We start from the raw sequence: 24,849 nt of genomic DNA on the forward strand, positions 1-24,849 counted from the left end.
AAAGGATGAATATGGTGAAAAAAGAACAGATAAATCTGCAGGTGGCCGCAGAGATATATGAGGAGGCCGATGTCGTAGTGATCGGGGGCGGTCCGGCCGGGACAGCGGCGGCGATCTCCGCCGCCCGCTGCGGACAGAAGGTAATACTGCTGGAGCAATCAGGGCAGCTTGGAGGGATGGGAACACTGGCTAATGTCAGCATCTATATGAGTGTCGGCAACGTGACCGGCATCTACCGTGAAATGCTTGAAGAGACAACTCCCGAAGCCGTTCCCGGCTCCCACCTGATATCGCTGCACTCCCGGAAGGACCAGTATTCCCCCTTTGCAGTGCGCCATTATCTGAACGGAAAACTGCACCGGGAGAAGGTTAAGGTCTTCTACCACACCGTCTATGTCCAGCCCGTCATGGAGGGGCAGCGGGTACGCGGAGTACTAGCCCGGACCCGCGAAGGGCTGAAGGCCTTCATGGGCGGGATTGTGCTGGACTGCTCAGGGGACGCCGCTGTGGCCAGGGATGCCGGAGTGCCTATGCGCTACGGCCGGGAAAAGGATGGATTAACACAGCCTATGACCCTTATGTTCACCATGCAGAATACCGGCAAGCCAGTTGTCCCTTATCTTCCTGAGGACTGTGAGATATATGAGTCCGTAGACGATCTGCCGCAGGGACGCCACCTGTACTGGGAAAAGAATGATGACGGCACGCTTCTGGTCAATATGACCCGCGTTAAGGGCAACGGCGCCCGTATTGAAGACGTCAACTTCGCGGAGCGCGAGGCTCTGCGCCAGGTTTTCTCAACGGCCCATTATTTGCAGCGCAACGGCTTTGAGAATTACATTATTGCCCATATTCCCGGCCAGACCGGTGTGAGGGAAACCGGGCAAATCGTTGGCCTGTACACCTTGACCGAACAGGATTTGCTTGAAGCCCGCAGGTTCGGGGATGTCGTGGCGCAGACCAATTATGAAATCGATATTCACAGCCCTGACGGGCAAAGAACGACGGAGGAGCGCCAGCTGGGAAGCTACGATATTCCGTACCGCTGTATGGTACCTGCCGGTGTGCAGGGGCTATTGGTAGCGGGACGAAGCATTTCGGCAACTCATGTAGCCATGTCCTCCATGCGCGTGCAGGCTACCTGCTATGCACTGGGTCAGGCGGCCGGAATCGCAGCAGCTGTCGCCAAGGAAGAGGGCACCGTCCATATGGCGGATATTTCAATTCCGCGGCTGCATCAGCTGCTGGCTGAGCAGGGCGTACAGTTTCATGGAACTGTGCTGTCTGCCGGGAACAACGGCCAGCGGGTTGCCCCTGAATGTTCCGGGAAATTATAAGCCTTTAACCACCGCCCTGCCGGAGCAGCTTACGGTAACGGCCCGGCGGTACACCAGTCAGGCGTTTGAAGCTGCGGCAAAAATAAGACAGATCTTGAAATCCGGCTGTCACCGCAACCTCGATCAGCGGTATACTCTCAGCTTCCAGCAGCTCCTTGGCACGGTTGATCCGGTAATGTGTTAAATATTCCAGAATCGTAATGCCGGTCTCCTGCTTAAAGATCCGGTGCAAATAGGAGCGGGAGAAATGAAAATAACGGACCATCTCTTCTATCCGGAAGGGGAGCTTGTAGTGGTCGGCAATGTAGCCGGTCATCTGCACCGCGAGCAGCTTCCTGCGCTCCTCCGCTTGCCGGGAAGGCGGACCAGCCTTCTCCCGTGTCAACACAGCGAACAGCCGGAGCAGAAGGCTTTGCACTTCTAGGGTATACGCTTCCCTCTTGCCTGTAAGCTCGCTCTCCAGCTCGAGCAAAATAGCCCGGACGCTCTCCAGCTGTCCGGTGTTTAGCTGCCAGAGCACAGAAGCAGACGCTCCATCGGGCAGCCATTCGCAGACCTGCTCCGCCGTGAAACGGTCTACGCCGCAAAGCCTGTCCAGATATCTCTCGTCTACTGAAAGAATCTGCCGGTGCAGCAGCTGGCCATTGGCCGGTCTGGGCATATGCAGCACGGACGGCCTCACAATAATCAGGCTGCCCGCGAAGATCCTGTAGGCTTGATCGCCTGCAATGAATTCCCCGCTTCCTGCCAGGCAGAAGTACCATTCATAACCGTGATGCGAGTGCAGTTCCGCCTGCTGAATGCCATTAATGCGCTGTACACATTGAACCGGGTAATCTACAAGCGCCCTGTTCGTCATATCATCGATCATATAGGAATTCTGCTTCTTCAATCCCGCTGAAGAAGCAGAATTCAACTCATTTACAGATCTCATTCCAGACATGCCAAGCTTCCTTTCCTCATCAGTATAAGTGTACAATCCTCCAATACATTGGGCAGGATCACCCAAGAATTCATACAGGCAAGCCACTTATACTGCTTAATATAAGTTCAACTCTAGATCACAGGAGGACTAGTAGATTATGACAACCTTACCTTCATCACAAACACTTGAGCATGCAGCAAGCAAGGTATATTCATATATGCTCCTGGAACATTCCGGCAATTGGGGAATGGACATGGCGCATTGGGATTGGGTTCCCGGCGTAGGTGCTGCCTCTATCCTGGAATATTATCAGCAGGACGGCGGCGATGAGATTATAAGCCGGCTGTCAGAATGGGCCCTTGTGCATTTGCACCAATCCGGGCATGCAAAGGTTATTAACTCCATGGCTCCGTTTGCCATCTTTCCCGCACTGTACAGCGTCACAGGGAATCCTGTCTTCAAGGAGAGCGCGGTCCGTACCGGTCAATACATGCTGCATGAAGCGCCAAGAACCCGGGAAGGCGCTTTCGAGCATACGGTGACCGAACAGGCAAGCTTTCCGGAGCAGGTCTGGGCGGATACCGTGTTTATGGCTGTGCTGTTCCTGGCCCGTCTGGCCCGGCTGACCGGAGAAACCGGGTATGCCCGGGAAGCCCTCAGCCAGCTGGAGCTTCACCTGAGACTGCTTGAGGATAAACAGAGCGGCGTGCTGTTTCACGGCTGGAACTGTATCACCGGTGACCATATGTCTGCAGCCAGATGGACAAGAGCCAACGCCTGGATTGCCCTTGCAGCGCCCATGATTCTGCAGGAGGTGGATGGCCTGCTGCCTGTGCCTGCCTCCATTCCGGAGAGATACCGCCGCTTGATGGCGGCCTTAATCGGTTATCAGAGTCCATCCGGACTCTGGCATACAGTCATGGACCGGACAGACTTCTATCTTGAAACCTCCGGGAGCGCCGGCATCGCAGCCGGGATATTCAAGGCTGTACGGATGGGCCTGCTCGGCGAAGCAGCTCTGGGACCTGCCAGAGCTGCACTTGAAGCGGTGCTGGGCACGATCAAGGCCGATGGGGAGGTCAGCGGCGTCTCCGGCGGCACTCCGGTTATGCCCACTGTGGAGGACTATAATGAAATCTCCTGCATACCCACTCTCTACGGTCAAGGACTGGTGCTCATTCTTCTGGCCGAAGCCATGAAGTGAAGGCTGACTCCGTTCACAAGACCCTGCCTATGCGGGGGGGAAGCCAGACCAAAGGCACCGCAATCCTGCGGTGCCTTTGGTCTGTGCCGGGCTTGTATACCGCAGCACTAAATGTTCAGATACCGAAGATCAGTCTCCGGGCCTCCTTGAGCCTACCCCTTAGTCCTGTCCTCTGAGTGCTTCCACCATGTCCGGCTTCAGCCGCAGGTTAAGCACCAGTTCCCCATCCTCCGTACTCCAGCTTGCAGCAACTTCTTCCCCGTTGCCTGCGGCCGACATGGTTACGCAGAAGGAGTCCGGGCTGCTGTCCCGTCCCTCATCCTCGCGTACCGACAAGGTAAAGACGACCATTGCCTCGTCCAGAGCCGTAAAATCAATTCTCCGGCGTTCACCGCTGTACAGCACCAGATCAAGGCAGAGGGTATCGCCGCTGTGGACAACTTCCCATTCCGGATTCTGGACCAGCGAAGTTGCCCCTCCGGCAAACCGGGTATACAAACCGCGAAGGGAAAGCTTCACCCCGCCTATGGATACCACCGCCCCTCCGTCCACGGCATTGGCGGTTACACCGTCAAGACTGCCGCCGATTTCCAGTCGCAGGCGCAGATCCTCTGCCTGGATGCCGCCGTCGATCCGGTCCAGACCGATATGCGTATCCCCGCCGTTCAGCGAGAGCTGAAGACCGCACAGCACGTTCCCCTTGCGCTGCTCGGCGGAAAAGACGGGTGCGGAAAAATCATAGCCGTCATGCAGCATCCGCAGCGCCGCATAGACCGTTCCGCCAGGACCGTCTACATAGGCCAGCAGATTGCGCCGCTGATTCCACATGACTTCCTTGCTGGCCGAACCAAGCGCATAGCGCGTAGTCATGTAAGTAACAGCGGTTTTTTCATAGCCGTCTTTACTGCGGTAATACACCTCGCGTACTTCCCTTTCAGCGGCTTCCCTGAACAAGGCGCGGTAGGGTTCGGGACAGGAAATACCAAGGTTGTACCATTCCAGATCGTAGAACATATCCGCTGGAGCACAAAAATCCAGTTCTCCCTCCAGCGCCAGCTGCAGGAACGCCCTGGCTGCATCCGGCAGCAAGGTGGAATAACAGCGGCTATGCGGTCCCGCCCATTGCCCTGTGGATGCGTGAAAATGCCGTGCCACCCCCTCCCAGGCCAAATTCAGCATATCCTCGCATATTTCCAGCGCCCGGCTAACCTTGGTCGCGGAGCGGATGCGTGATAATTCAATAATCGCCACCTTGGTGTACGTCGGACTGTTGTATTCCTGAAACGTCCGGGTTCGGCTGGCATATTGATGGAAGGCCTCGAATTTCTGCAAGCCATAATCCAGATAGCGCGGATTCTGAAAGACTTCTCCCGCGAGCAGCGTCACAAACGATCCCATAATGGCAATATTCGTATAATGCGGACCCATGTTGCGCCGGATGATGGATTCGCAGGCGTGAAATACCGATTCCCGCACCTTCTCCAGCAGCTCCGCAGGCATCCGGTGTTTATGCCGGATTACTGTTGTTAGAAGTACTTTTCCGATAAAATCCGCCCAGTTCCAATCCGGGGGCCTCATGCTGGACAAGGGCTCTTCCAGATAATACGACCAGATGCCATAAGTCACGCTGGCCGGATCATGGTCCTGAAGTGAAACGATTTGCCGGATCACGGCAAAAGCCCTATCCTCAGCATCCGTAAGCCCGGTATCCAAAAGCCCTTGGGCATATTCAATGGAAGAACGTATGGAATGCACCTGTTCCACATTCTGAAGTGCGGTGTGATAGCCGTTGGTTGTATATTTCTCTTTGATCATCGAATGCAACGGGCTGAATTGATTCTCCAATTGTTCAAGCCTCCACCGCAGGAGAGCCTGTTCTTCAAGCATATTGTTCATTGTGATCCTACCCTTCATATAGGAAGGAGAAGCCGTCAATGCCCAGCTCCTCCCGCTCCCTGTTACTTGCGCCGCTGCTCCCGGTATTCGGAAGGCGTCAGCGCGGTGAACTTTTTGAAAATGCGGACGAAGCTGTTGACATTGCCGTAGCCGACCGCTTCGGCAATATCCATAATTTTGCCGTCCGTCTCCTCCAGCAGCCGTTTGGCCTCAGCCATGCGCAGCGCCATCAGATAGTCGATGAAGTTGCCCTCGGTCTGCTCCTTGAACAGCTTGCTCAGATGGGACACGCTGACCCGGAATTCCTCAGCCAGCAAGTTCAGCGACAGTTCGGTTCGGCTGTAATTGTCATGAATATAATCCAGCACCTTAAGAATCAGGCCGTTTTTCTCCCTGCTGCTCCGTTTCTCTTTGATGGCTTCCATATGCCCCTGCAGGGTCTTCATTAGAAATTCCTTGATCTCTTCCAGGCTTTTGTGCAGATTCAGCGACTCCTGCAGCTCCTGGGGCATTTGGATATTCTTGTGGCCGATGCCAACATCCTCGGCGATCTCCGCCGCCTTCATCAGGCATTGAAGGCTGAGCTGCCGGATGATCTGGGGCGGCACGCCATATTCGGCGAAGGCTTCGAACCATCGTTCCACCTGCTCGCGCAGCTTCGTGCCGTCCAGCAGCTTCAGCGAATCCATCATATCCTCCGTCATCGCCACCAAACGGTAGAAGCGGGGAGAAAGATCGCTGTGAATATCCTCACGGGTAATGATCGAGTTCGCGCCGAAGACAAGGCGGTAGGACAAGGCCTCTTTGGACTGCTTAAAGGACTTGTGAAGCTCTGTCATGGACTCCACCAGCCCCCCCACCCCAATGGAGATGGTGCGCCGGAAATTCTCTTCCACATACGATTTGATCAGTTCCGCCACAGCCACCGCCCGCAGCTCGGCATCGGCATCATCGTCGGCAAAGCTGATGATGATCGCACAGGTGCCATTCTCCAGCTCAATGGCAGCGCCCTTTCCCTCAGCCAGAATCAGCTCCTCGGCCAAATTGCAGAGCGCATAATTGTACAGGTGCACATCCCGGATCGCGGCAATCTCCTCCCGCCGGTCCAGCTCCGCATTTAGCACGACAAAACGGTTCGGATGAAACTGGATTCCGAGCATTTCCATATACTGCACAACGTTGGAGATATTGATCTTATAGTTGGAGAGCAGCTCCATCAGCAGCTGCCACTTCAGCATGGGGCGGGTCTCCTGCATCTGCTTGTGCAGCTGGTCGCTCTGGACCAGAATCCCTTCAAAAGCGGACTCCAGAAATTGCAGATCATCTGCCCGGTCTGTCTCCTTCACCTGCGGAGAATATTCGTTCAATTTGACGGAGAGTGTGTGCAAAAACCGGTTCAGCGGTCTAAAGGTCCACTTGCCGAGCGCCAGGCCCATGGCGGCAGCGGCAATGAGGATCATCGCCGAAATCACGGCCAACGTATTGCGGAGTGCAATAAGCGGCTGGTTGAGCTTAAGATCGGAAACGGTGCGGATCAGCGTCCATCCGGTGTAGGGAGAGTCCGTATAGAAGACCATCGACGGCTTCTGATCCACCTGTGAGTGAAAATTCCCCGTTCTGCTCTTGCGGCTCAGCGCCTCATGAATGTATGAGGACTGGCCGATGTTCTGCCCCAGCTTGTTCTCGGCGGGATGAAGCACGATCTGCCCTGTCGCATCCACAATAAAGGTCTCCCCAAGATCCTCATCCTCATTGTGAATCAGCGAAAGCAGCATTTCCGTCTTCAGATTCAGTGCCATCGCCCCTTTGCGGGCACCCACGGAATGAAGCAGCGGATAGGTGCGGACCAGCGTGACCACATTTCTGTAGATCGGCGAGGTGGACCGGTTAATGACCAGCTGGCGGCTCGGCAGCCACTCAAAATAGCCATCGAACGTCTCGAACGTATTGATCCAGCCGTAATCGTCCAGCTTGCGCTCCTCAGTCAGCACATCTCCGGAAACCAGCCTGCTCTGGCTGTAAGAATACATATCGATGGAGAAGATGTAATCGTCGCTGCGAATGAGCCTGTCGATCTGTCCGCCCAGCCGGAAATCATTGCCCGCCGCTTCCTCACTGGGAAGCTTTTCATCAAAAAACTTCCGGACCTCATCATACTGAACGAGCTGCACGGACTCATTGTCCACACTTTTCAGCACCAGCTCCAGCTTCTGGTTCATATGCTCAAGCAGCTCCATATTCGTCCGCGTCAGGCGGTCCTTAAGATCGCCGGTGAAGATGAAATAAAACAACAGCCCCGATATGCACACAATCAGGAACAAAAGAATCAGCAAGCCCGCCATCAGTTTTTTTGCCCATTTATTCTGCAAAGCTCCCCATCCTTTAGTTCCCGACTGATCTCAGCCGTTACTTAAAACTGGCCTTGTTCTGCTCGTACCATTCCTGCGCCTGGATCTCTACCTGCTCTCCGCCGAGCCGTTTCCATTCCTTGCGGATTTCCTCAAGCGCCCAGACACCGGTATACTTGCTTCCCTGTGTGGTAACCTTGGCGCGGATCTCATTGATATAAGGCGTCATAGATGTCTGGATTTCATTGAATTCCACAAAGCTTGGCTGATATGGAATATCCCGTCTGAATTCATTCTTCATCGCCAGCTCAAGCCCCTGCTGGCTGAGCGCGGCGAGGCGCTGGGAAACTTCGTCCGAAGCGGCCTTTACCAGCAAATCTTCCGGTTTGAACGTATTGTTGCGCAGGATGGCGTATTCTGCGGCGTATCCTACTTCTTTCTTGAATTTGTCAGCGTCGATCACCTTGGCGACTCCGTTCACATCGGTGTAGTGCTCGCCCTCAATGCCGTTGTTAAGTGCCTTCCAGCCTTCATCCACCATCCAGTCCAGATAATTCACAGCCGCTTCGGGATCGGCCATATCCTTGTTGAAGGCAACATAAATGAACGGGGAAGTCTCCTGATACAGGCCGAATTTCCCGTATTTCGTGGATACCGGCTCCAGCGGCACAGGCTGCGCATCCGGCACATTGGCCAGCATATCCTTCAGTTGAGATTCCATTGTTCCGCCGCCCCAGTTGGCGATATAGATGCCTGCCTTGCCGGTGGTCCAGAGCTGGATGGCCCGCTGATTGTTCTTGTCGGTCAAATATTCCTTATCGACCAGCCCCTGCTCGTATACCTGCTTCTCTAGGGACATGACATCGCCGAACCGGTCAAGCAGGGCACCATACGCCATCTTGCCGTCTTCCAGATACCACTGGTTGTTCATATCCGCATAAATGGCCGAATAGAAGTCAAAGGTGGTTGAGCCTACGATCGGCGTCGTATCCGCGGCGCCGTTGCCGTCCGGGTCTCCATCCTTGAAGGCCTGGGCGACCTGAAGCAATTCGTCAATGGTGGTCGGCATGGCCAGTCCAAGCTTATCCAGCCAGTCCTGGCGAATCCAGGCGCCGTGATTGGCAACAGAATTCATGGTCCGCTCCGTGGCGACTGCATACATTTTTCCGTCGAACGTCAGGTACGGCTTAAGTTCTGGATGCGCTTCCAGATAGGCTTTGTAAGAGGTGCTGTACTTCTCGATATATTCATCAATCGGCTGGATCGCCCCTTGAGTAACCAGCTTTCCGATATAACTGCGGTCATATTCCCAAATCAGGTCCGGCGCCTGGTTGGAAGCGATCAGCACATTTAATTTATCCTGGGCCTGTGCCCGGGGAACCGGAATAATCTTCACGTCTATCCCGCTCTGCTCCTTGATCCATTTCACCCAGCGGTTGTCCTCATACGTACCCTCATCACTGGAAACGCCGCCGCGGTCGAACATTGAAACGCTTACAGCCTTGGGCTTGCTGTTTGTCGCCTCGGGGCTGGTGGTTGCCGACGAATCTGTCTTGGTATTCGCCGTGTCCGTGTTGTTCGCGCACCCGCTCAGCAGCGTGGCCGCCGCTATCCCCAGCGTCAACGCTGAGGACAGCCATTTGGTTTTGTGCATTTTCATTTTTAAATAACCTCCCTTATTAATCTAGCATATCTTCAAGCTTGTGGTAAGCTCGTGATATCAGCCTTTGACCGAACCCAGCATAACGCCTTTGACAAAATGCTTTTGCAGGAACGGGTAGACACAGAGAATCGGCGTGATTGAGAAAACAATAGATGCCGCGCGTATTCCCTCCGGTGTAATGGAAATCTGCCCTACGCCTTCCCCGCTCTTCAGCAGTTCGGGACTGACCATTTCGATCATCTGATACAATCTGACCATCAGGGACATTTTGTCGGTGCTCTGGATATAAATCAGCACATTCATATAAGAGTTCCACCAGCCCACTGCATAGAACAGGGTCAGAGCCGCAATGACCGGCATGGACAAGGGAAGGATAATTCTCCAGAGTATGGTCAACTCATTGGCTCCATCGATAGCGGCGGATTCTTCCACCTCTTCCGGGAGTCCCTCGAAAAAGGATTTCATGACAAACATGTTATAGACGCTGATTAATGCAGGCAGCCAGAGCGCCCAATACGTGTTGACCAGCCCCAGAGCGTTAATTAACAGAAAATGGGGAATCATCCCGCCGCCAAACAGCATGGTGAACAATACAGCCATCAGAATAGCGTTTCTTCCCCGCAGCCTGCTTTTGGACAAGGGATAGGCGCACAGCACGGTGAACAGCATGTTAAAAGCAGTCCCCGCAACGGTGATGAACACCGTATTTTTCATGGCTACTACCAGTTGCCCGTCGTCAAACAGATTGCGGTAGGCGTCCAGATTAAAATCAACCGGCCAGAGGAAAACCTCCCCGCCGCTGATCGCCCGGCTGCCGCTGAAGGATGTGGCGATAATATTGATAAAGGGAAACACTGTCGCCGCGGCAAACAAGGCAAGCGCGATATAATTCAGCCACCGGAAAAATACGGATGAGAACTCGGCTTTGGCTTTCATAAATGTAATCGACCTCTTTCTGTAAGCATGATTCCTCCTACCACAGGCCCCGCTCTCCCATAGTCTTGATTAACCGGTTGACCGAAATGACCAAGATAAAGGCGATAAGTGACTGGAACAGCCCCAGGGCCGTTGTATAGCTGTATTGAAGATTTTCGATCCCGCGGGTATAGACATAAGTGCTGATAACCTCGGCAACCTGGCTGACGGCGCTGTTCTTCATGGCGTAGACCTGCTCAAAGCCGACGTCCATCATTTGGCCTACCCGGAGAATCAGCAGAATTGCGGCGGTACCGCGGATACCCGGCAAGGTGACATGCCAGATTTGTCTGAATTTACTGGCTCCGTCGATTTTGGCCGCCTCGTACAGGGTAGGGTCAATGCCGCTTATAGCCGCCAGATACAGAATCGTTCCGAATCCCGCCTCTTTCCATATGCTTGAAGCAATGAAGGATACCGGCCACCAGAAGGTGTCTGCCATGAAATAAATCGGCTCCAGACCAACCATTTGCAGCAGCTGATTCACGATCCCGGTGGATGGGGACAGGATGGCGATGACGATGCTCCCCAGAACCACCCAGGAGATGAAATGCGGGATGTACAGCAGATTTTGCAACACACGCTTGTAGCTGCTCCGGGTCACCTCGTTGAGCAGTATAGCCAGAATAATCGGCACCGGGAAAGCAAATACGAGACTGTACAAATTAAGCAGCAGCGTATTGCGCAGTACTGTATAAAATTCCGGGCTGGCAAACAGCTTCCTGAACTGCTCCAGACCTACCCATTCGCTCCCCCATATTCCATCCGCCAGCCTGTAATTTTTAAATGCAATAATTTCTCCGAATAATGGGGCGTATTTGAACAGCACAAAAAATACAGCAACCGGAATAAGCATGAAATACAAATATTTATCCCGCTTCAGCTGTTTCCGGAATCGGCTTTTGGATACTGCGGCTCCGGAGCCTTTCTGCATCGCCGGTGGAATATAGGGCTCTGCGGATTGTGACAAGTTAATCTCTCCTTTCTTGTTTCTTGCTAAAGGCTCGCTCAGTAAGCGCATCCCCTATCTGAACGGCTGCCCTCAAATTAGCATGAAAGGAGGAGCTTTCGAAACCTTCACTTTCCCGTTTTCTACACCATTTCCCGATCCGGCACCCTTCATCATTTGTTCCAACCTTCATTTTTTAAGCCGGGCAGTACATTGGGTTCCTTTTTTGGAAGTTTATATAGCACAAATAGCGGCATTCCCGAAGGAATGCCGCCCATGCAATCATTGTAAAGATTCGCCGCCCTCTACGGTTCCCAAGTCAAGCAGCAGCGGTGAGAAGGCATCAAGTGTTACGGCCGATGCTCCAAGACTCTTGCCCTGGATCAATTCCTGTATGCTTTCCGGCGCCTGTCCATTGAGAAGTATATTTACCTGTTTGGCCTGCCAGCTGTAATTGGCGATATTCAGCAGCAGTCTGCCTTCGTATACACTGGTTCTCCACTCCACATTGGAGACTGTTTCTCCGGTTTGAGCATCCGTCAATTCCACCTGAAGCAAATTTTGCTGTCTGAGCAACGGAACAAGCTGCGCTTGCAATGCCGGGAGAGTCGGCGAAGTTAACGCGGTTGCAGTTCCTGTTACAGGAATAACTGCAGCATGCGCCATAATGTAGCTTCTGGCCGCTTCCGGATGCGTCTGGTTATGAACATCCCGGATAAAGGAATCCTGGCCCAGCACAACCGCCTGGCCCCCTTGCTCAATATAGGCTTTGACGGCTTCTATAGTCTCTGCGTCCACATTCCGGGCATCCGGAATAATCAGCAGCTTGACGGAAGACAGCTTGCCTTCCCCGATCTGCTTCTCACTGACAAAGCCGACCTTCTGCCCGGAGAGGGACAGAGCGGAATAGGCCCGGTCCACCGCCTCCAGATAAGCCGGACGGTACAGGTTGGACGCCTTAGAATACAGAACGGCCGTTTCTGCGGGAGCGTTCTGGAAGGAGGTCACCTCACGGGCCAGACGGTTCAGGTCCATGCCTGTTGTGCCGATAGCCGAAACGACATCCGGACGGTACAATACACTGCCCTCGAAATCGCTGGCGGGATCAGTGGTTCTTTCCCATACCCAAATGGTGGAAGCGCTTCGTCCATGGATAGCTCCCTGCCATATATCGTTGCGCACATGGGACGCCTGTTCAGGCACATAGCGGCTGTCGCGGTCGGGAATGATGTGGTCTTCCGAATTGAACACAGGTGCCGTTTTAAAGGAGGACAGCAGATCATAATATTTAAGCTTCTCTATAATCGTCGCTCCCTCGTCATGCAGATAATTCCAGGCATCCAGACCATTCAGATCACTGAGGCCGGATATCTGCTCCGGATCTATCCCCCAAGATAACGGGGACTTGGCCAACTGGGACTTGGCCAGCACTCCACCCATGATTTTTACACTTACAGGAATATCCGGCGCCATTTCATGGATAATATCTGCCATCCATTCATGCCACTCAGCAAACAGCTGGTCATTAAAGCTGATCCAGTCATAATAAAGTGCTGTCCGTTCCTCCGCCTGCGGCATCGCAACCTGCTCAAAGGATTCATAGGCGGTATTGTACACGGCATTCAGCTGTCCAATATCCGAATACATCTGCTTCAGATAAAACTGCCATGCGGGCTTTTGCGCAGGATCTTTATAAGAGATGAACACCGGCTCATTGGACAATACGATATTCTGGAGAGCAGGATAATCCTTGACCATGGGAATCAGGGTGCGCAGATAATCCTCAATCGCCTCCCTTGCTTTCGGATGATTAAAGTTGAATTTGATGAAGCCGCTGTTAGTAGAACGGATTTCAGGGTACTTTTGCAGCAGGAATTCCGGGAAATAATGCGGTGACAGCAGCAGGCTCACCGCCTGATTATGTTCACCGGCACTTTGCAGCGCCTGCTGGATATCATTGCGGATGGTGGCCGTAGAGATGAGATAATCCTCTTTCACTACAGTACCGTCATCCTCAAATCCGGGATACGCCGCCAGATTGGCGGTGGTCCCGCTTTCCACAATGCCAATACTGTCGATCAACAGAGAATCGGTTATATTCTCGGACACGATGCGGAAATCGAGCGAGGTCTCGGCACTGCCCGTGCGATAGGTTTTGGTAATTTTCTGCCAATCATAGGTTCCTGCCGGGATACCCAGCCGGGTTGCGAAGGTCCCGAACCAGACGTTGTTTACATTGGCTCCTTTGACCCACATGCTGAATTCATAATTGGTGTTTGGCTTGACGGCTATTTTCTGCCATACCGTTCCGTACACATTTGCAGCCTTGGGCGTAAGGTTGACTATCTTCAAGGCCCGGCTTCCTTCGTGAACCACTTCTGTCCCGTAAGAAAAGCTCGCCTTGGCTCCCCCCCTGATTTCCGTGCTCCACCCAAGTATCGTATTGGGCGATTTGAGGATACGGTTAGGTCCGGTCTCCATCTGGATCATGTTCGACCCAAGCTGGGACAGAACAGGAATATCCTTTTTCACCTGGGCAAAATGCCCGTAACCGGTAAAGAAGACCGGTCTTGACTCCTCTGCCCCTGTCTGCGAATTGATCGTGTTGCCAATGAAAGATTGCCGGTCGATAGTCACATCGCCGGTAACATAATGCGGAACCGGGAAACTCGTCTGTGTCCCAGCCAAATAAGCCTCAAGGCGGTCCTCGGTCTGCTGGTACAACAGCAACAGCTGGTCCCTGACATATTGCGCCCGTTCCAGTTTATATTGGGCAATATCTTCCTTGCCGTAAGGAATAAATTTATCGATGACCGCGATATCCAGCTTTTCATAATCCACTGCGATCCCCTGCGCCTCCACCTGCTCCAGCAGCGCTTTCAATTCACCCATATCTTCTTCAAGCTGCTCTATATCCTGTTCAATCTGAGTGCCGGAAGGAAGAATGTCGAGCTCCCAATGCAGTGTCCTCTCCTCGCCCGTTCCCGTTTCCCTGACCTCTGCCGTGAGCGATTGCTCTCCGGTTCCGGCAAAGGAGGCCGTAATCGGATACTGCAATACGGAATGCGCAGGTACTGTAATATTCCTCCATGCCGGGTCCACTTGAGCTATCTTTGTCTGGAATTGCTTCGCCTGATCTGTGGAATTCACCAGCTTCAGCTGAAAGTCCAGCGGCTCATTCTGCTCCGCTGTGTAGCGGTTCTCTTCCGGCTGCATATAATCACGGTCCAGCCATGCCGCCCACGTACTGTTTTGCGGGATGAAGAACAGATTCCCGAAGCTGTACTGGTCCTTCAGTTTCCCTATGCCCGGCGTCCATTCCACCCAATTCTTCCGTCCGGCTCCGTCATTGTCATTCAGCACAAAATTGAAAGGCATGGATGCCCCCGGTTCATCCGCATGGAGCGCACTCCAGGGAATTTCAGCCTCATAGATGGTTTCGGAGCCAACCCGTTTGGTCTGCAACCGGATAGGCTGCTTATCGGCGGGCGTATCTCCCTGATTCCATGTCCATACCTCAGGCGCTCCGTTCACCTGGGCGAATCCATACTCTGGACCATACAACACACTTGTTCCCGAAGCGAACTGGATACTGTCCCCTGACCACATCGCTGCTCCGGCCACACCGGATTGCACATCATCACGCACCTTCGCGGCAAAATAGAGGTGATCCTGATTATAAGCAAAATATACTCTTCCTAATAAATCGTCAGGTCCCTGCCAGCTGGCCAAATTGGCCTGGCCGCTTCCGGGCAGCGGCAATTCGATGTAGGAGGCTTCGTCCCATTCACTTAAATCACCGTCCAGGATGATCCCGTCCGCATAATAGACAGGCACCGCCTTTCCTTCCGCCAGACTTCCAAGGAAAGTCTGTTCATCCATCACCGTGCCTGCCCCGGCTCCGTTTACGCTATAGCTGAAGGTTGAGACAGAACTGTCTGCATATCCTAGGCTTTTTGCATACGCTTTCAAAACTAATGAACGATCGATGGCGACCGGCCCGGTGTACCATTGCTTTGTCGGAGACAAAACAGGGTCCGTGCTATCTGTTGTGTAATAAACGGCAGCAGAGACGGTTGCTGTAGCCAAGCTGACAGTTGTGCCTGATTCCACGGGTCCAGAAGGAGGATCGGCGCTGACGGCCGCAGCTTGCGGCACAGTCTCAAAGTCCCCGTTCTGCAGCAGATTGGTATCCGTTCCTGCCTCCACCATCGTCAAATCATCAAGCCAAAGCGCCCCTGTTACGCCCTCGGAGAGAACGGTGAACGGGTAAGAGGTGGCGGAGGCATCTGTTGTAATATTAAACACCATAGACTGCCAATCGAAGGTTCCCGTCGGCAGAGCCTTTTTTAGCGACCAGCCGGCATTTAGTGCGATACTTGAGTACGAGGCTTGAGTCCCCTTGACCTTCAGGCTCACCTGATAGGTGGTATTGGGCTTCACCGGAACATGCTGCCGGATCGCCAGAAACACATTGCTGGCCTTGGGCGTCCGGTTGACTATTTTTAACGAGGCCTGACCCGCACTGAATACGGTTTGGTCGATGTAGACTTCCCCGTCCACCCCATTGTTATTGTAGCTTGTTGGCCAGTCTGGAATATTGGCGATCGGCGCAGATGCGGCATATGCAGGAGGGATGTTAATCCCGCTGCCCACGATCAGCAGCACACTGAGCAGTACGGCAGCAACTCTTGCGGAGTACCTTTGGGTTCTCAAAATCGAATGCCTCCTTTGTAGCTATTATTGGCTTCGCTTATTCTCGCTCTCCGTCCGGAGCTCCGGATGCTCCTCCTTTCTTTCAGGGTCTAAAGCACCTATAACCTACCATCTGGCATCGTTTTGTGTTATCTGCACCTTTTGTGACGGTCTGCTTTATTTGTGATTTTGAGGTTTCTATTTTTGTGCTTCTCTCTATCTAATGCTAAAGATGCGGGATGACTATTCAACTGAGCCCCATTAATCCATAGAAAATAACACCCGCAGCAGGAGATCTATCGCATCTCCATTCTGCGGGTGTTATCGTATATCTTGCTTATAGCTAGTAGCTGCGGCTGTCCTGAACATGAATATAATTAACGCCTTGCGCAGTCAGTTTAGAGCCGCTTATATTTGCGACTCGGACCGCCTTCTTGCCTTTACCGCTGAGGGAGAAACTGATATTACTCGCCAGCTTGTTCTCTGCGATCTGCTCCAATGCGCTGTGAAAGCCCCCGATTGTCACTCCCTCCAGGTTCTCCAGCACCGGTTCTTTGCCCTCTTCAATCGTCTTGAGAATCTGATAGATCAACGACTTGCTTCCGTCCATCTTCCATTCGCCTCCCGGGTCTATTGTGAGCGTTTACATTTCTTTCAGCCGCGTACACAAAGTGAATACTTTTGTATATGTATGTCTTATTCGACAATGTATACCCATTCCCTCTTATTGGAAAAGCGAAAAAGGTTGTTCAATAGAATGTTTCGTCCATATGTTTGCCGTACAGGCTGGAGGTTCCGACAAGTCTGAATTCCCCATTTACTTTGGCATACGTATAGTTCACATCTGGCTCATCTTTGAACAGTACGTCCGCATCATAGTCGCCCGATTTGAAGCTGTAACCTCCCCGGATTTCCTGAATATTGGCAACCGGGTACAATCTTGTATGAACCAGATATTTTTTCACTTCACTAGCCATCTGACTTTTTTTATGAGGAAATCCGGTAAGCGATATATATATCCCTCCGGCCAATATAGTCATTACCACTAACACAATAATTGAAGTCCTGTTTTTAAACCCCAAAGGAGAGCCTCCGTTCCACACTGGAATTTCAAATATGCGATAGAATAACATATTTTTACATCCACTTTCATTTTAGCATAATGGCTCTTGTGAGGCTAACATCAAAAAAAAGCACCGGTTAAGGTGCTTCTCACATTACAACGCGCTTATGCGTTCTGCTGGTAAACCGGTGCACCCAGGGGAGAGCTGCCCGCTCCGCCGTCTACAGCAATATCGGCACCTTGGATATACGAGGAATCATCCGAGGCCAGGAACAGCGCCACCTTGGCAATCTCTTCCGGATCACCCGCACGGCCCAGCGGAATCGAACGCGACATGCCTGCCTCCACCTGGCTCCAGTTATCCATCGCGGTTTGTCCCCAGATAGGTGTGCGCGTCACGCCAGGGGCAATGTTGTTAACCCGGATGCCCAGCGGGGAGAGCTCCGAAGCCAGCACTTTGGTCATGCTGCTGACCGCCCCTTTACTGGCGGCATATGCAGAGTTGCCGGGTCTGCCAGCCTTAGCCAGCACGGAGCCGGTCAGAATGACTGATGCACCGGCCTTCAGATGAGGCAGTGCGGCCTGAACAGTGAAGAAGACACCGGTCACATTAATCTTGAGCACTTCCTCGAAAGTCGCCAAGTCTGTGCTGCCGAGCGGTGTTGAAGCCGCTATGCCTGCATTGGCATAGACAACATCCAATCTGCCGAAGGCCTCAATCGCGGCGTTCACTGCCGACACAGCGCTCTGCGGATCTGTCGCATCCGCCTGAACCGCAATGGCATGCTCCGCGCCCAGTTCTTCTACCGCCGCCTGCAATGATACCGGATTGCGGCCGGTAATAACGACTTTGGCACCTTCAGCAACAAACAATTTGGCGGCAGACAACCCGATTCCGCTATTCCCTCCTGTAATCAAGGCAACCTTACCCTCAAGCTTTCCCATTCTGAACACTCCTTAAGTTATAAGTTTATTTGTTGTTACTGTGTAATCAAGCTTCTGATTGTTATTTTGAGACCGAACGTTCTATTATTATCAAAAAAAAATTGTCCGCCTCACATTTGCAATCTTAGCATATTGAGAACGAACGGTAAAGTATTATTTTTACCGGTCGTTCTCAATAATTCCCCTTGGTTAACTCTCTCTATGAATTTGCCTGGCCACTGAGACTTCCAGCTTCTCAATAAAGCGCAAAGCCTGATTGTTGCCGGGTTCAAGCTCCCGCAGTTTACGGGCTATCCTTAATGCCGTCTCGTAGTCTTTCAGTTTAGCATGGCAATAGATGATGCTGGTCATGCACTCCGTTTCATCCGGCTGAATTTTGGCCGCCAGCCCGAATGCATCCAGCGCCGCCTTAAATTCACGCATTTCAAGAAGAACAAGACCTTTATTACGCACAGCATCATAACAGGACGGATCCAGTTCATAGGCTCTCTCAAACTCCTTGAGGGCTGACTTAGAATCAGACACCCTTGCGTAACACATTCCCAGGTTCAGATGGGCTTCAGACTGCGCTTCATTGAGCTTCAAGGATTGCTCATAACATTGCCGCGCCTGTGCATAGTCCTCCATCTCATAATAATAGGTACCCATATAATAAAGAGCATCCTCACTGGCCGGATTCATTCTCAGAGCTGTCTCATAGTAACGGAAGGCTTTGTCCAGCTCCCCCAGTCTGAAATACACCCGGCCGAGATTAAACACAGGTCTTTCCCACTCCGGACTCTTCTGCTGAAGACGTTCAAAACAGGAAACCGCCGCCGGATACTCTCCCAGTGACAAGTGGCAGCAACCTATATAATTCAGACAGTCACCGGAATGCCCTAACTCCCACTCCTCCGTGAACAGCGCAAGCGCGCGAACGAAATCCCCGCTGGCATACGCTTCTTCACCCTGATCGTAAAGACTATCCACTTCCATACCCCCTCCCCTGTATCCAGCCCCTCTATATAGCCAGCCGTGCAATAAAGAACAGATAGCCCGCGATCCACAGCAACGCAGCAATAATAATTAAGGCCCTATGTACCCCACCCAGCTGGCCGGTTTCCAGTTAAAAAACGGGTCCGCCCCTCGCCAGGACGACACCCGTTCCTTCATTTATTAGAAACCTTACCGCCCCGTAGTCTCAAAGGAAAACTTGGACGTCCAGGTGGCACCTGCATCCTTCGTCACATAAAGTGCCGAGCTGTTCAGGTCTCTCACCGCTAGCCAGCCTTGATTATGATCGGTGAAGGAGATCGTCCCTTCGAAACCGTGAACCGTCATCCGGTTACTCCAGGCCTGCCCGTTATTCTTGGTGACCCCGATCCCCACTTGTTCCGCTGCAGGCTGGAATCCCACCAGGAAAGCGGTTGTTGTACCGATCACCACCAGATTGCCGGGGCTGCCCGAAGCCGGCCCCTTCTTCACCTTGGCCGCACCGCTTCCCGGAGCCGGACCGCCTCCGGCCGTCTCTTGAGCAATCACCCGGGTCCAGCTGCCGCCGGAGTTAGCGCTGCCGTAGAGCGAATACGAAGTCTGCGACATTCCGTAACCGCCGTACAGTACGGCATACACCTGACTGCCGTTCGCATAGATTTGTCCGTATGAGGGTTCTGCGTAGGAAGATTTCAGCATCAGCTTCCAGTTCGTTCCGCCGTCTGCCGTCCGCATCACCCGGTACCCGCTGCCCGGTACAACGACCACGGCCCATCCGCTGCTCAGGCTGGTGAAATAAGCTCCGCGTGTATTCGCTGGTGTCTTAATCAGGCTCCAGCTCTCTCCGCCGTCATTCGTATAATAGGTGGACGCACGGTTGTAGCCGAACCCCTTGCTGCTGTCCAGGAACTCTACCCTTTCAAAGGTCACGGCTTTATTCGACAGCCTTGTCCAGGTAGAGCCTCCATCCGTGGTCCGGATCAGATATTTAGCCTGACCGTCATTGACCGCGGCAAGCGCCCAGCCATGGACATTATCAGGGAAGTCGATCTGCTGAAAGCTCCACTGCCCTTCATAAATTTTCTGGAAATGGCATCCGCTGTCCGAGGTTCCAATCAGGAATCCGTTCCCGGCTGCCCGCCCTGTATCTGCACTCAGAAACTCTACATCAGAGAAGCTAAGCGGGATCGCATCTGCTCCGCTGTGTGCTGCCTGCAATTCCTGAAGCAGTCCATGATCTCCCGTGCCGCAGGACGAAGCCGGGGTTGGTGCCGGTGCCGCTGCCTGCACCGGAGAAGCCGAGGTCCCCCAGCCCAGTAGAGTAATTAGACTAGCGGTAAGGAGAGTTAATGTGATCTGCTGCAATCTGGTTGTCCAATTCATTGGTGACACCTCCTAGAATATATATACCCTGTATGCGGACTGCTACTTCGCGCTATGTAATTGCTTGTCCGCCACTTTTATGAATATATTAAGCGTAGAACTCCTGACAATTCAATGTAATATAATAAATGGTACAAAACTGTAACCAATTGAACTGTTACATTATTCCTCTATGGTTTAAATAATAAGTACAGAAGCTTTCTAACATACAGCAACTAGTAGCAACTAAGGGAAGTGAACGAGTATGATAAAAAAGGACATTCAACATGCGCTCCTCTCCAATCTGTGCCAACGCGTTCACTTGATCAGCGGAGAAACTTACACCGGAGTATGTAAAATAGATCACTCATCAGACGCACTGCACATCGCAACGAACAAAGGCACCTTCACTGTTCCTTACTGGACAATCAAGCGTTTCGTTTAAGGACCAGCTTCCGGGAACTGTCATCATAATAAAGGATCTGCCTCTGTTTCCTTCGCCGGACACACTTTTGGTTTTGGCGGATGAATCAGGGGTATTTACGCTTCTGATTGCCGCGCCGGACTCATTATGAGCCGAATCCGATGTCCATGTTCCCTCCGTACGCCGATTTCTGACGGTTGGGCGGCTTGAAGTCCTGTATTGTTGTATTTTCTGCAAGATTCCTGGCGGTGACCTATACTCCCCTCCTTCCCTCGTCATTCCCGCCTCACTCCCGCGCTGGCGTGTCCTGCTCCCGGCCAGCCCGCTTTCACTCCCCTACAGGGGGAGTAGTTCCAAATACAACAAAGACCCCATCCTCCACATGCGTGGATAACGAGGTCTTGTTGTCGTCAAAGTCAAATCACCGGATTCGGCACAAAGCTGCCTCCGCGGCAATTCTTCAAATAATTCAGGGCATGCACCTGGCCGGTCATCTCCAGCTCATCACGGTAGACCGGATCATGCCAGCCTTCGATGTCGATCGTGCCCTTGTAGCCGCCCTGGCGGAGAATAGTGATAATATCCGTCCAGTTGGTATCGCCGAAGCCTGGCGTGCGGTCCCATACATAAGGCTTCGGACCATGAATCCCGTATTCCTTGATAATGTCCCAGGCAATTGTGGCATCCTTACCGTGTACATGGAAGATCTTATCCACCCATTTGCGCAGCTGCGGAACCGGATCAATCAGCGCGGTCAACTGGTGGGCAGGCTCCCATTCCAGTCCCAGATTGTCCGCATTTACTGCATTGAACATCTTCTCCCAAGCTGTAGGGTTATGCGCGATATTCCAGTCGCCCTTCTGCCAGCTGCCGCCCATCGCACAGTTCTCAAAAGCAATCCGCAGACCCTTGTCCGCGGCCCGCTTCGACAATCCTCCGAATACCTCTGCGAATCTAGGAAGAGACTCGTCAATCGAGGAGCCCGGCAGCCGCCCGGTAAATCCGCCTATAATGTCCGTGCCGAACAAGTGGGCATGTTCAATCAACTGCTCCCAGCCGGCAAGGGTATCCCCACTCTCGGGGTTGCCGCCAAGCGGATTACCATAGATCCCGACAGCAGAGATCACGAAGTGATGCTTAAGCGCCAGCTCCTGAATCCGGGCCGCAGTCTCCGCCAGATCGGTATCACCAATCGTCTGCCAGAAATTCAGTTGGAAGGATTCGAAGCCATGCTTCACCATCTGCGGAATGACCTGGACGGCTTCACCGCCCCGGACCAAAGTGCCTATTCTCAAAGATTCTTGCATCCTGGATATCAACTCCAATACGTTTATAGTCAGCGCCCTGCCGTTAACGGCTCTTGATCATTTTGCAAGAGCCCCGTTTGAGCAATACCGCATCATAGACAATATGCTGATGGTTCGTGCGATTCGAAATAAGGTCAAATAATACCCCTACACTGGATAGAGCCATTTCCGTACCCGGCTGGCTGATCGTATCCAGCGCAGGATGATAATATTCTGCCATCTCAATGCCGTCAAAGCCGATAATCGAAATATCATCAGGGATGGACAAGCCGGCGGTAAGCACAGCCTTGGCCGCACCGATGGCAATGGTATCGGAAGCAGCAAATATTGCGGTCACCGCTCTGTCCCGGTTAAGCAGTCTGCGTGCAGCGTTGAAGCCCGAGCTCGGACTGTATTCACAATCCTCTACAAGTCCGGCATTGTAAGGCAGATTATTTTCTTCTAATGCCAGCTTATATCCCAGAAGCCGCCGGCTGCCCGTAGTTTCATCCAATAAAGGTGATTTGGCCAGGAAGCCAATGTTCTTGTGTCCAAGTGAGATTAAATAACTGGTCGCCTTATAGGCCTCTTTCGATTCATTGATGGTTACGCTGGAGAATATGGCCGGGTCCACTTCCTGGGATGTAGTAATCGTCGTCAGTACAAACGGAACCGTCAGCTGCTTAAACTTCTCTTCGGAATGATTATACGTACCGCCCATGAAAATAATCCCGCTTAAGTTCTTCTCCTTCACCAATTGAATCGCCGCATTGATCTCATCGGTTCCATCCTCTACCTGATGGATGAGAAACGGATAGCCGCGCAGATTGACCTGCCGTTCAATTTCCTTGATCATGATGGCGAAGAACGGATTGGTAATTCCCTTGACCATGAGTGCAATGTTCTTGGATTGCGTGGTTTTTAAATTCCGTGCGTTGGAATTCGGAATATAATTGTATTCCTTCACGACACTCAGAACCTTCTCGCGGGTCGCATCACTCACCAGTCCCTTATTATTAATAACCCTGGATACAGTCGAGATGCCGACTCCGGATATCCGCGCGATATCCTTAATATTAACGTCCACACTACTCCCCCATTTATAGGTAAGGGAGCTATAGACTATAGCTCCCAGGTACCTCTACATTCCTTTAGTTGACGGGTACAAATTCTGCCAATTGTTTCTCTACTTCGGCAATGACCTTGTCAATTCCTGCTTTTGTCAGCTGGTCACGGTATTCTGCAACGGCTGCTTTTGGATCTTTGCTTGTTTTACCCAGCATCAGCTGAATACCGAGCTGTGCATTGACGTTCGAGATCGAAGCAATTTCAGTTGTTACATTCGAAGGATCGAAGCTGAAGCCGTTGTAAGGATCATCGATTGCTTCTTTATCCCATTCAGCAAACAGGTCTTTACGGATCGGGTTCTCAGTATCACTCGGAATCACGAACTTGTCGTTTCTGAGGGACCAGGCCGAGAAGCCTCCGCCATCTGTTTTTTCATTGAAGCCTTCCGGCTGCTTCTTCACGCCATCTTCAATGACGTAGTGCTTGCCTTCGATACCGTATTGCATCAGGTTGTAGTAGCTTTCATCGGTCATGAATTTCTCAATTACCATCAGAGAGCGCTCCGGATTAGAGGAATTCGCGCTGATTACTGTCGAGTTGTCTACACCCATTTTACGCTTGATTTTCTTATTCGCTTCAGCAAAAGTATAGAAGCTTGTAGGAGAGTCAGGCAGTGCCTTGATATCTCCGCCGTACTGCCCGATCCAGTCCTGGGCATGAGTCAGATAACCCGCAGAGTTCGCTGCTCTGAAGTTGTCCTTGCTGCCGAGGGAAGCGGACAGAACGTCTTTGCCCCAATAGCCCTTGTCGCCCCACTCACGCATTTTCACAGCCCAATCCTCGAATTCCTGGGTGAAGGCTGGATGCAATACGGTCTTGTAATCCTCCGGGCTCTTGGTGACCAGATTCAATTCATTCAGCGAGATACCAGGTGCGTTCAGCCACATGTCTGTAGTATCTACGAGCATTCTGAACATGTTCTGTGCATCCTCAGCCTTACCGTTAATTGGCGGGAAGGATTCGTTGGCAACCACATTATCCATGTATTTAACCATGTCATCGATTGTCTTAATTTCGGTCATGCCGTATTTCTTCAGCAGATCCGTACGGTATGCATAACCGGCAGGCGTGTATTCACTGAACAGACTCGGTACGCCGTAGATTTTGCCATTGACCTTGGTGTTCTGCCAAGAGGCTTCAGGAATCTCCGCCTTCAGCTTAGGCGCCACCTTGTCCAGCATGTCGGTAATGTCAGTCAGCGCACCTTCAGTAGCCAGGGTGTAGTAGGACACAGCGGCACCCGGAGAAGCATGCGACAGATCGAACGATTCGCCGGAAGCGAACAACAGCGGATACTTGGTAGCTACGTCCGGCCAGTCAATATACTTGATTTCAAGTGTAGTATTCAGATCAGCCTTAAGCTTCTTATTAATCTCAGCCAGAATTTCTTTATTGGTAACTCCTTCACTGCCCCACAGGTAGTACACCAGCTTTGCTTCCTTAGAGGTGTCTACTCCTCCAGCATTGGTGGAAGTAGATGGAGTGTTCGACGAACCTGAATTATTTCCATTTGCATTATTGCTTGACGAACAAGCGGATAGCACTCCAGTAAGCATGAGGACAGCAGCTAGAGAAGAAGCAATCTTTTTACCTTTCATTCGGTAAGCCTCCCTTTTCTTTTCTATATTATGGATTTTGCATCTATAACAAACACCCTTCTATTGAAGCAGGCGTCCA

At 52.3% G+C, this 24,849-nt stretch carries 17 protein-coding genes; 2 read left to right on the forward strand and 15 right to left on the reverse strand.

Annotated features, from left to right (window positions below; translation table 11 throughout):
• Positions 1-11 precede the first annotated feature (11 nt).
• Positions 12-1,337, forward strand: coding sequence for an FAD-dependent oxidoreductase (locus R50912_RS26075; protein WP_063840081.1), 1,326 nt, complete (start codon positions 12-14; stop codon positions 1,335-1,337).
• A 4-nt stretch (positions 1,338-1,341) separates the two neighbouring features.
• On the opposite strand, the gene R50912_RS26080 is transcribed toward R50912_RS26075, so the two are convergent.
• Complete coding sequence (locus R50912_RS26080) at positions 1,342-2,280, reverse strand: helix-turn-helix transcriptional regulator (RefSeq protein WP_042238907.1); 939 nt, start codon at positions 2,278-2,280, stop codon at positions 1,342-1,344.
• Between the two features lie 139 nt (positions 2,281-2,419).
• Here R50912_RS26080 and R50912_RS26085 point away from each other — a divergent pair, with 139 nt between their 5' ends.
• The gene (locus R50912_RS26085; RefSeq protein ID WP_042238912.1) at positions 2,420-3,466 is read left to right on the forward strand and encodes a glycoside hydrolase family 88/105 protein; all 1,047 of its coding nucleotides are present in this window, start codon (positions 2,420-2,422) and stop codon (positions 3,464-3,466) included.
• 159 nt (positions 3,467-3,625) lie between these two features.
• Here the strand turns inward: R50912_RS26085 and R50912_RS26090 are convergent, their stop codons facing one another.
• The 14 genes from R50912_RS26090 to R50912_RS26155 form a co-directional block, all read right to left on the reverse strand.
• On the reverse strand, positions 3,626-5,362 hold the full coding sequence (locus tag R50912_RS26090; RefSeq protein ID WP_197072986.1) for a DUF8769 domain-containing protein: 1,737 nt from the start codon (positions 5,360-5,362) through the stop codon (positions 3,626-3,628).
• A 62-nt stretch (positions 5,363-5,424) separates the two neighbouring features.
• Positions 5,425-7,731, reverse strand: a complete 2,307-nt coding sequence (locus tag R50912_RS26095) for a helix-turn-helix domain-containing protein (RefSeq protein ID WP_042238914.1) — start codon at positions 7,729-7,731, stop codon at positions 5,425-5,427.
• A 37-nt stretch (positions 7,732-7,768) separates the two neighbouring features.
• Positions 7,769-9,370 (reverse strand): extracellular solute-binding protein, encoded by a 1,602-nt coding sequence (locus R50912_RS26100; RefSeq protein WP_156123340.1) that lies wholly within the window; start codon positions 9,368-9,370, stop codon positions 7,769-7,771.
• Between the two features lie 60 nt (positions 9,371-9,430).
• Complete coding sequence (locus R50912_RS26105; RefSeq protein WP_042238915.1) at positions 9,431-10,309, reverse strand: carbohydrate ABC transporter permease; 879 nt, start codon at positions 10,307-10,309, stop codon at positions 9,431-9,433.
• 37 nt (positions 10,310-10,346) lie between these two features.
• Positions 10,347-11,318 (reverse strand): ABC transporter permease, encoded by a 972-nt coding sequence (locus tag R50912_RS26110; protein WP_231637715.1) that lies wholly within the window; start codon positions 11,316-11,318, stop codon positions 10,347-10,349.
• Between the two features lie 261 nt (positions 11,319-11,579).
• Entirely contained in the window at positions 11,580-16,013 is a 4,434-nt protein-coding gene (locus R50912_RS26115; RefSeq protein WP_042238917.1) for a beta-galactosidase, read from the reverse strand.
• A gap of 322 nt (positions 16,014-16,335) precedes the next feature.
• Positions 16,336-16,602: a hypothetical protein gene (locus R50912_RS26120; RefSeq protein ID WP_042238919.1), complete on the reverse strand. Its 267-nt coding sequence runs from the start codon at positions 16,600-16,602 to the stop codon at positions 16,336-16,338.
• A gap of 139 nt (positions 16,603-16,741) precedes the next feature.
• The gene (locus tag R50912_RS26125) at positions 16,742-17,125 is read right to left on the reverse strand and encodes a DUF3139 domain-containing protein (RefSeq protein WP_081956659.1); all 384 of its coding nucleotides are present in this window, start codon (positions 17,123-17,125) and stop codon (positions 16,742-16,744) included.
• A gap of 95 nt (positions 17,126-17,220) precedes the next feature.
• Positions 17,221-18,000: an SDR family NAD(P)-dependent oxidoreductase gene (locus R50912_RS26130; protein WP_042238922.1), complete on the reverse strand. Its 780-nt coding sequence runs from the start codon at positions 17,998-18,000 to the stop codon at positions 17,221-17,223.
• 189 nt (positions 18,001-18,189) lie between these two features.
• On the reverse strand, positions 18,190-18,969 hold the full coding sequence (locus R50912_RS26135) for a tetratricopeptide repeat protein (protein WP_197072987.1): 780 nt from the start codon (positions 18,967-18,969) through the stop codon (positions 18,190-18,192).
• A 195-nt stretch (positions 18,970-19,164) separates the two neighbouring features.
• A complete protein-coding gene (locus R50912_RS26140) occupies positions 19,165-20,355 on the reverse strand; it encodes a beta propeller repeat protein (protein WP_052416701.1) in 1,191 nt (396 codons plus the stop codon).
• Between the two features lie 819 nt (positions 20,356-21,174).
• Entirely contained in the window at positions 21,175-22,053 is an 879-nt protein-coding gene (locus tag R50912_RS26145) for a sugar phosphate isomerase/epimerase family protein (RefSeq protein ID WP_331281885.1), read from the reverse strand.
• Positions 22,054-22,108: 55 nt separating this feature from the next.
• The gene (locus tag R50912_RS26150) at positions 22,109-23,131 is read right to left on the reverse strand and encodes a LacI family DNA-binding transcriptional regulator (RefSeq protein ID WP_042238927.1); all 1,023 of its coding nucleotides are present in this window, start codon (positions 23,129-23,131) and stop codon (positions 22,109-22,111) included.
• 64 nt (positions 23,132-23,195) lie between these two features.
• Complete coding sequence (locus tag R50912_RS26155) at positions 23,196-24,770, reverse strand: DUF3502 domain-containing protein (protein WP_081956660.1); 1,575 nt, start codon at positions 24,768-24,770, stop codon at positions 23,196-23,198.
• Between the last annotated feature and the right edge of the window lie 79 nt (positions 24,771-24,849).

Source organism: Paenibacillus sp. FSL R5-0912 (genome assembly GCF_000758605.1).
Lineage (GTDB): Bacteria > Bacillota > Bacilli > Paenibacillales > Paenibacillaceae > Paenibacillus_AQ.

Excerpts from the sequence above, each read along its gene's own strand:
- R50912_RS26075 (WP_063840081.1), top strand. The coding sequence starts at position 12 with ATGGTGAAAAAAGAACAGATAAATCTGCAGGTGGCCGCAGAGATATAT.
- R50912_RS26080 (WP_042238907.1), bottom strand. The coding sequence starts at position 2,280 with ATGTCTGGAATGAGATCTGTAAATGAGTTGAATTCTGCTTCTTCAGCG.
- R50912_RS26085 (WP_042238912.1), top strand. The coding sequence starts at position 2,420 with ATGACAACCTTACCTTCATCACAAACACTTGAGCATGCAGCAAGCAAG.
- R50912_RS26090 (WP_197072986.1), bottom strand. The coding sequence starts at position 5,362 with ATGAACAATATGCTTGAAGAACAGGCTCTCCTGCGGTGGAGGCTTGAA.
- R50912_RS26100 (WP_156123340.1), bottom strand. The coding sequence starts at position 9,370 with ATGAAAATGCACAAAACCAAATGGCTGTCCTCAGCGTTGACGCTGGGG.
- R50912_RS26105 (WP_042238915.1), bottom strand. The coding sequence starts at position 10,309 with ATGAAAGCCAAAGCCGAGTTCTCATCCGTATTTTTCCGGTGGCTGAAT.
- R50912_RS26120 (WP_042238919.1), bottom strand. The coding sequence starts at position 16,602 with ATGGACGGAAGCAAGTCGTTGATCTATCAGATTCTCAAGACGATTGAA.
- R50912_RS26125 (WP_081956659.1), bottom strand. The coding sequence starts at position 17,125 with ATGTTATTCTATCGCATATTTGAAATTCCAGTGTGGAACGGAGGCTCT.
- R50912_RS26130 (WP_042238922.1), bottom strand. The coding sequence starts at position 18,000 with ATGGGAAAGCTTGAGGGTAAGGTTGCCTTGATTACAGGAGGGAATAGC.
- R50912_RS26140 (WP_052416701.1), bottom strand. The coding sequence starts at position 20,355 with ATGAATTGGACAACCAGATTGCAGCAGATCACATTAACTCTCCTTACC.
- R50912_RS26155 (WP_081956660.1), bottom strand. The coding sequence starts at position 24,770 with ATGAAAGGTAAAAAGATTGCTTCTTCTCTAGCTGCTGTCCTCATGCTT.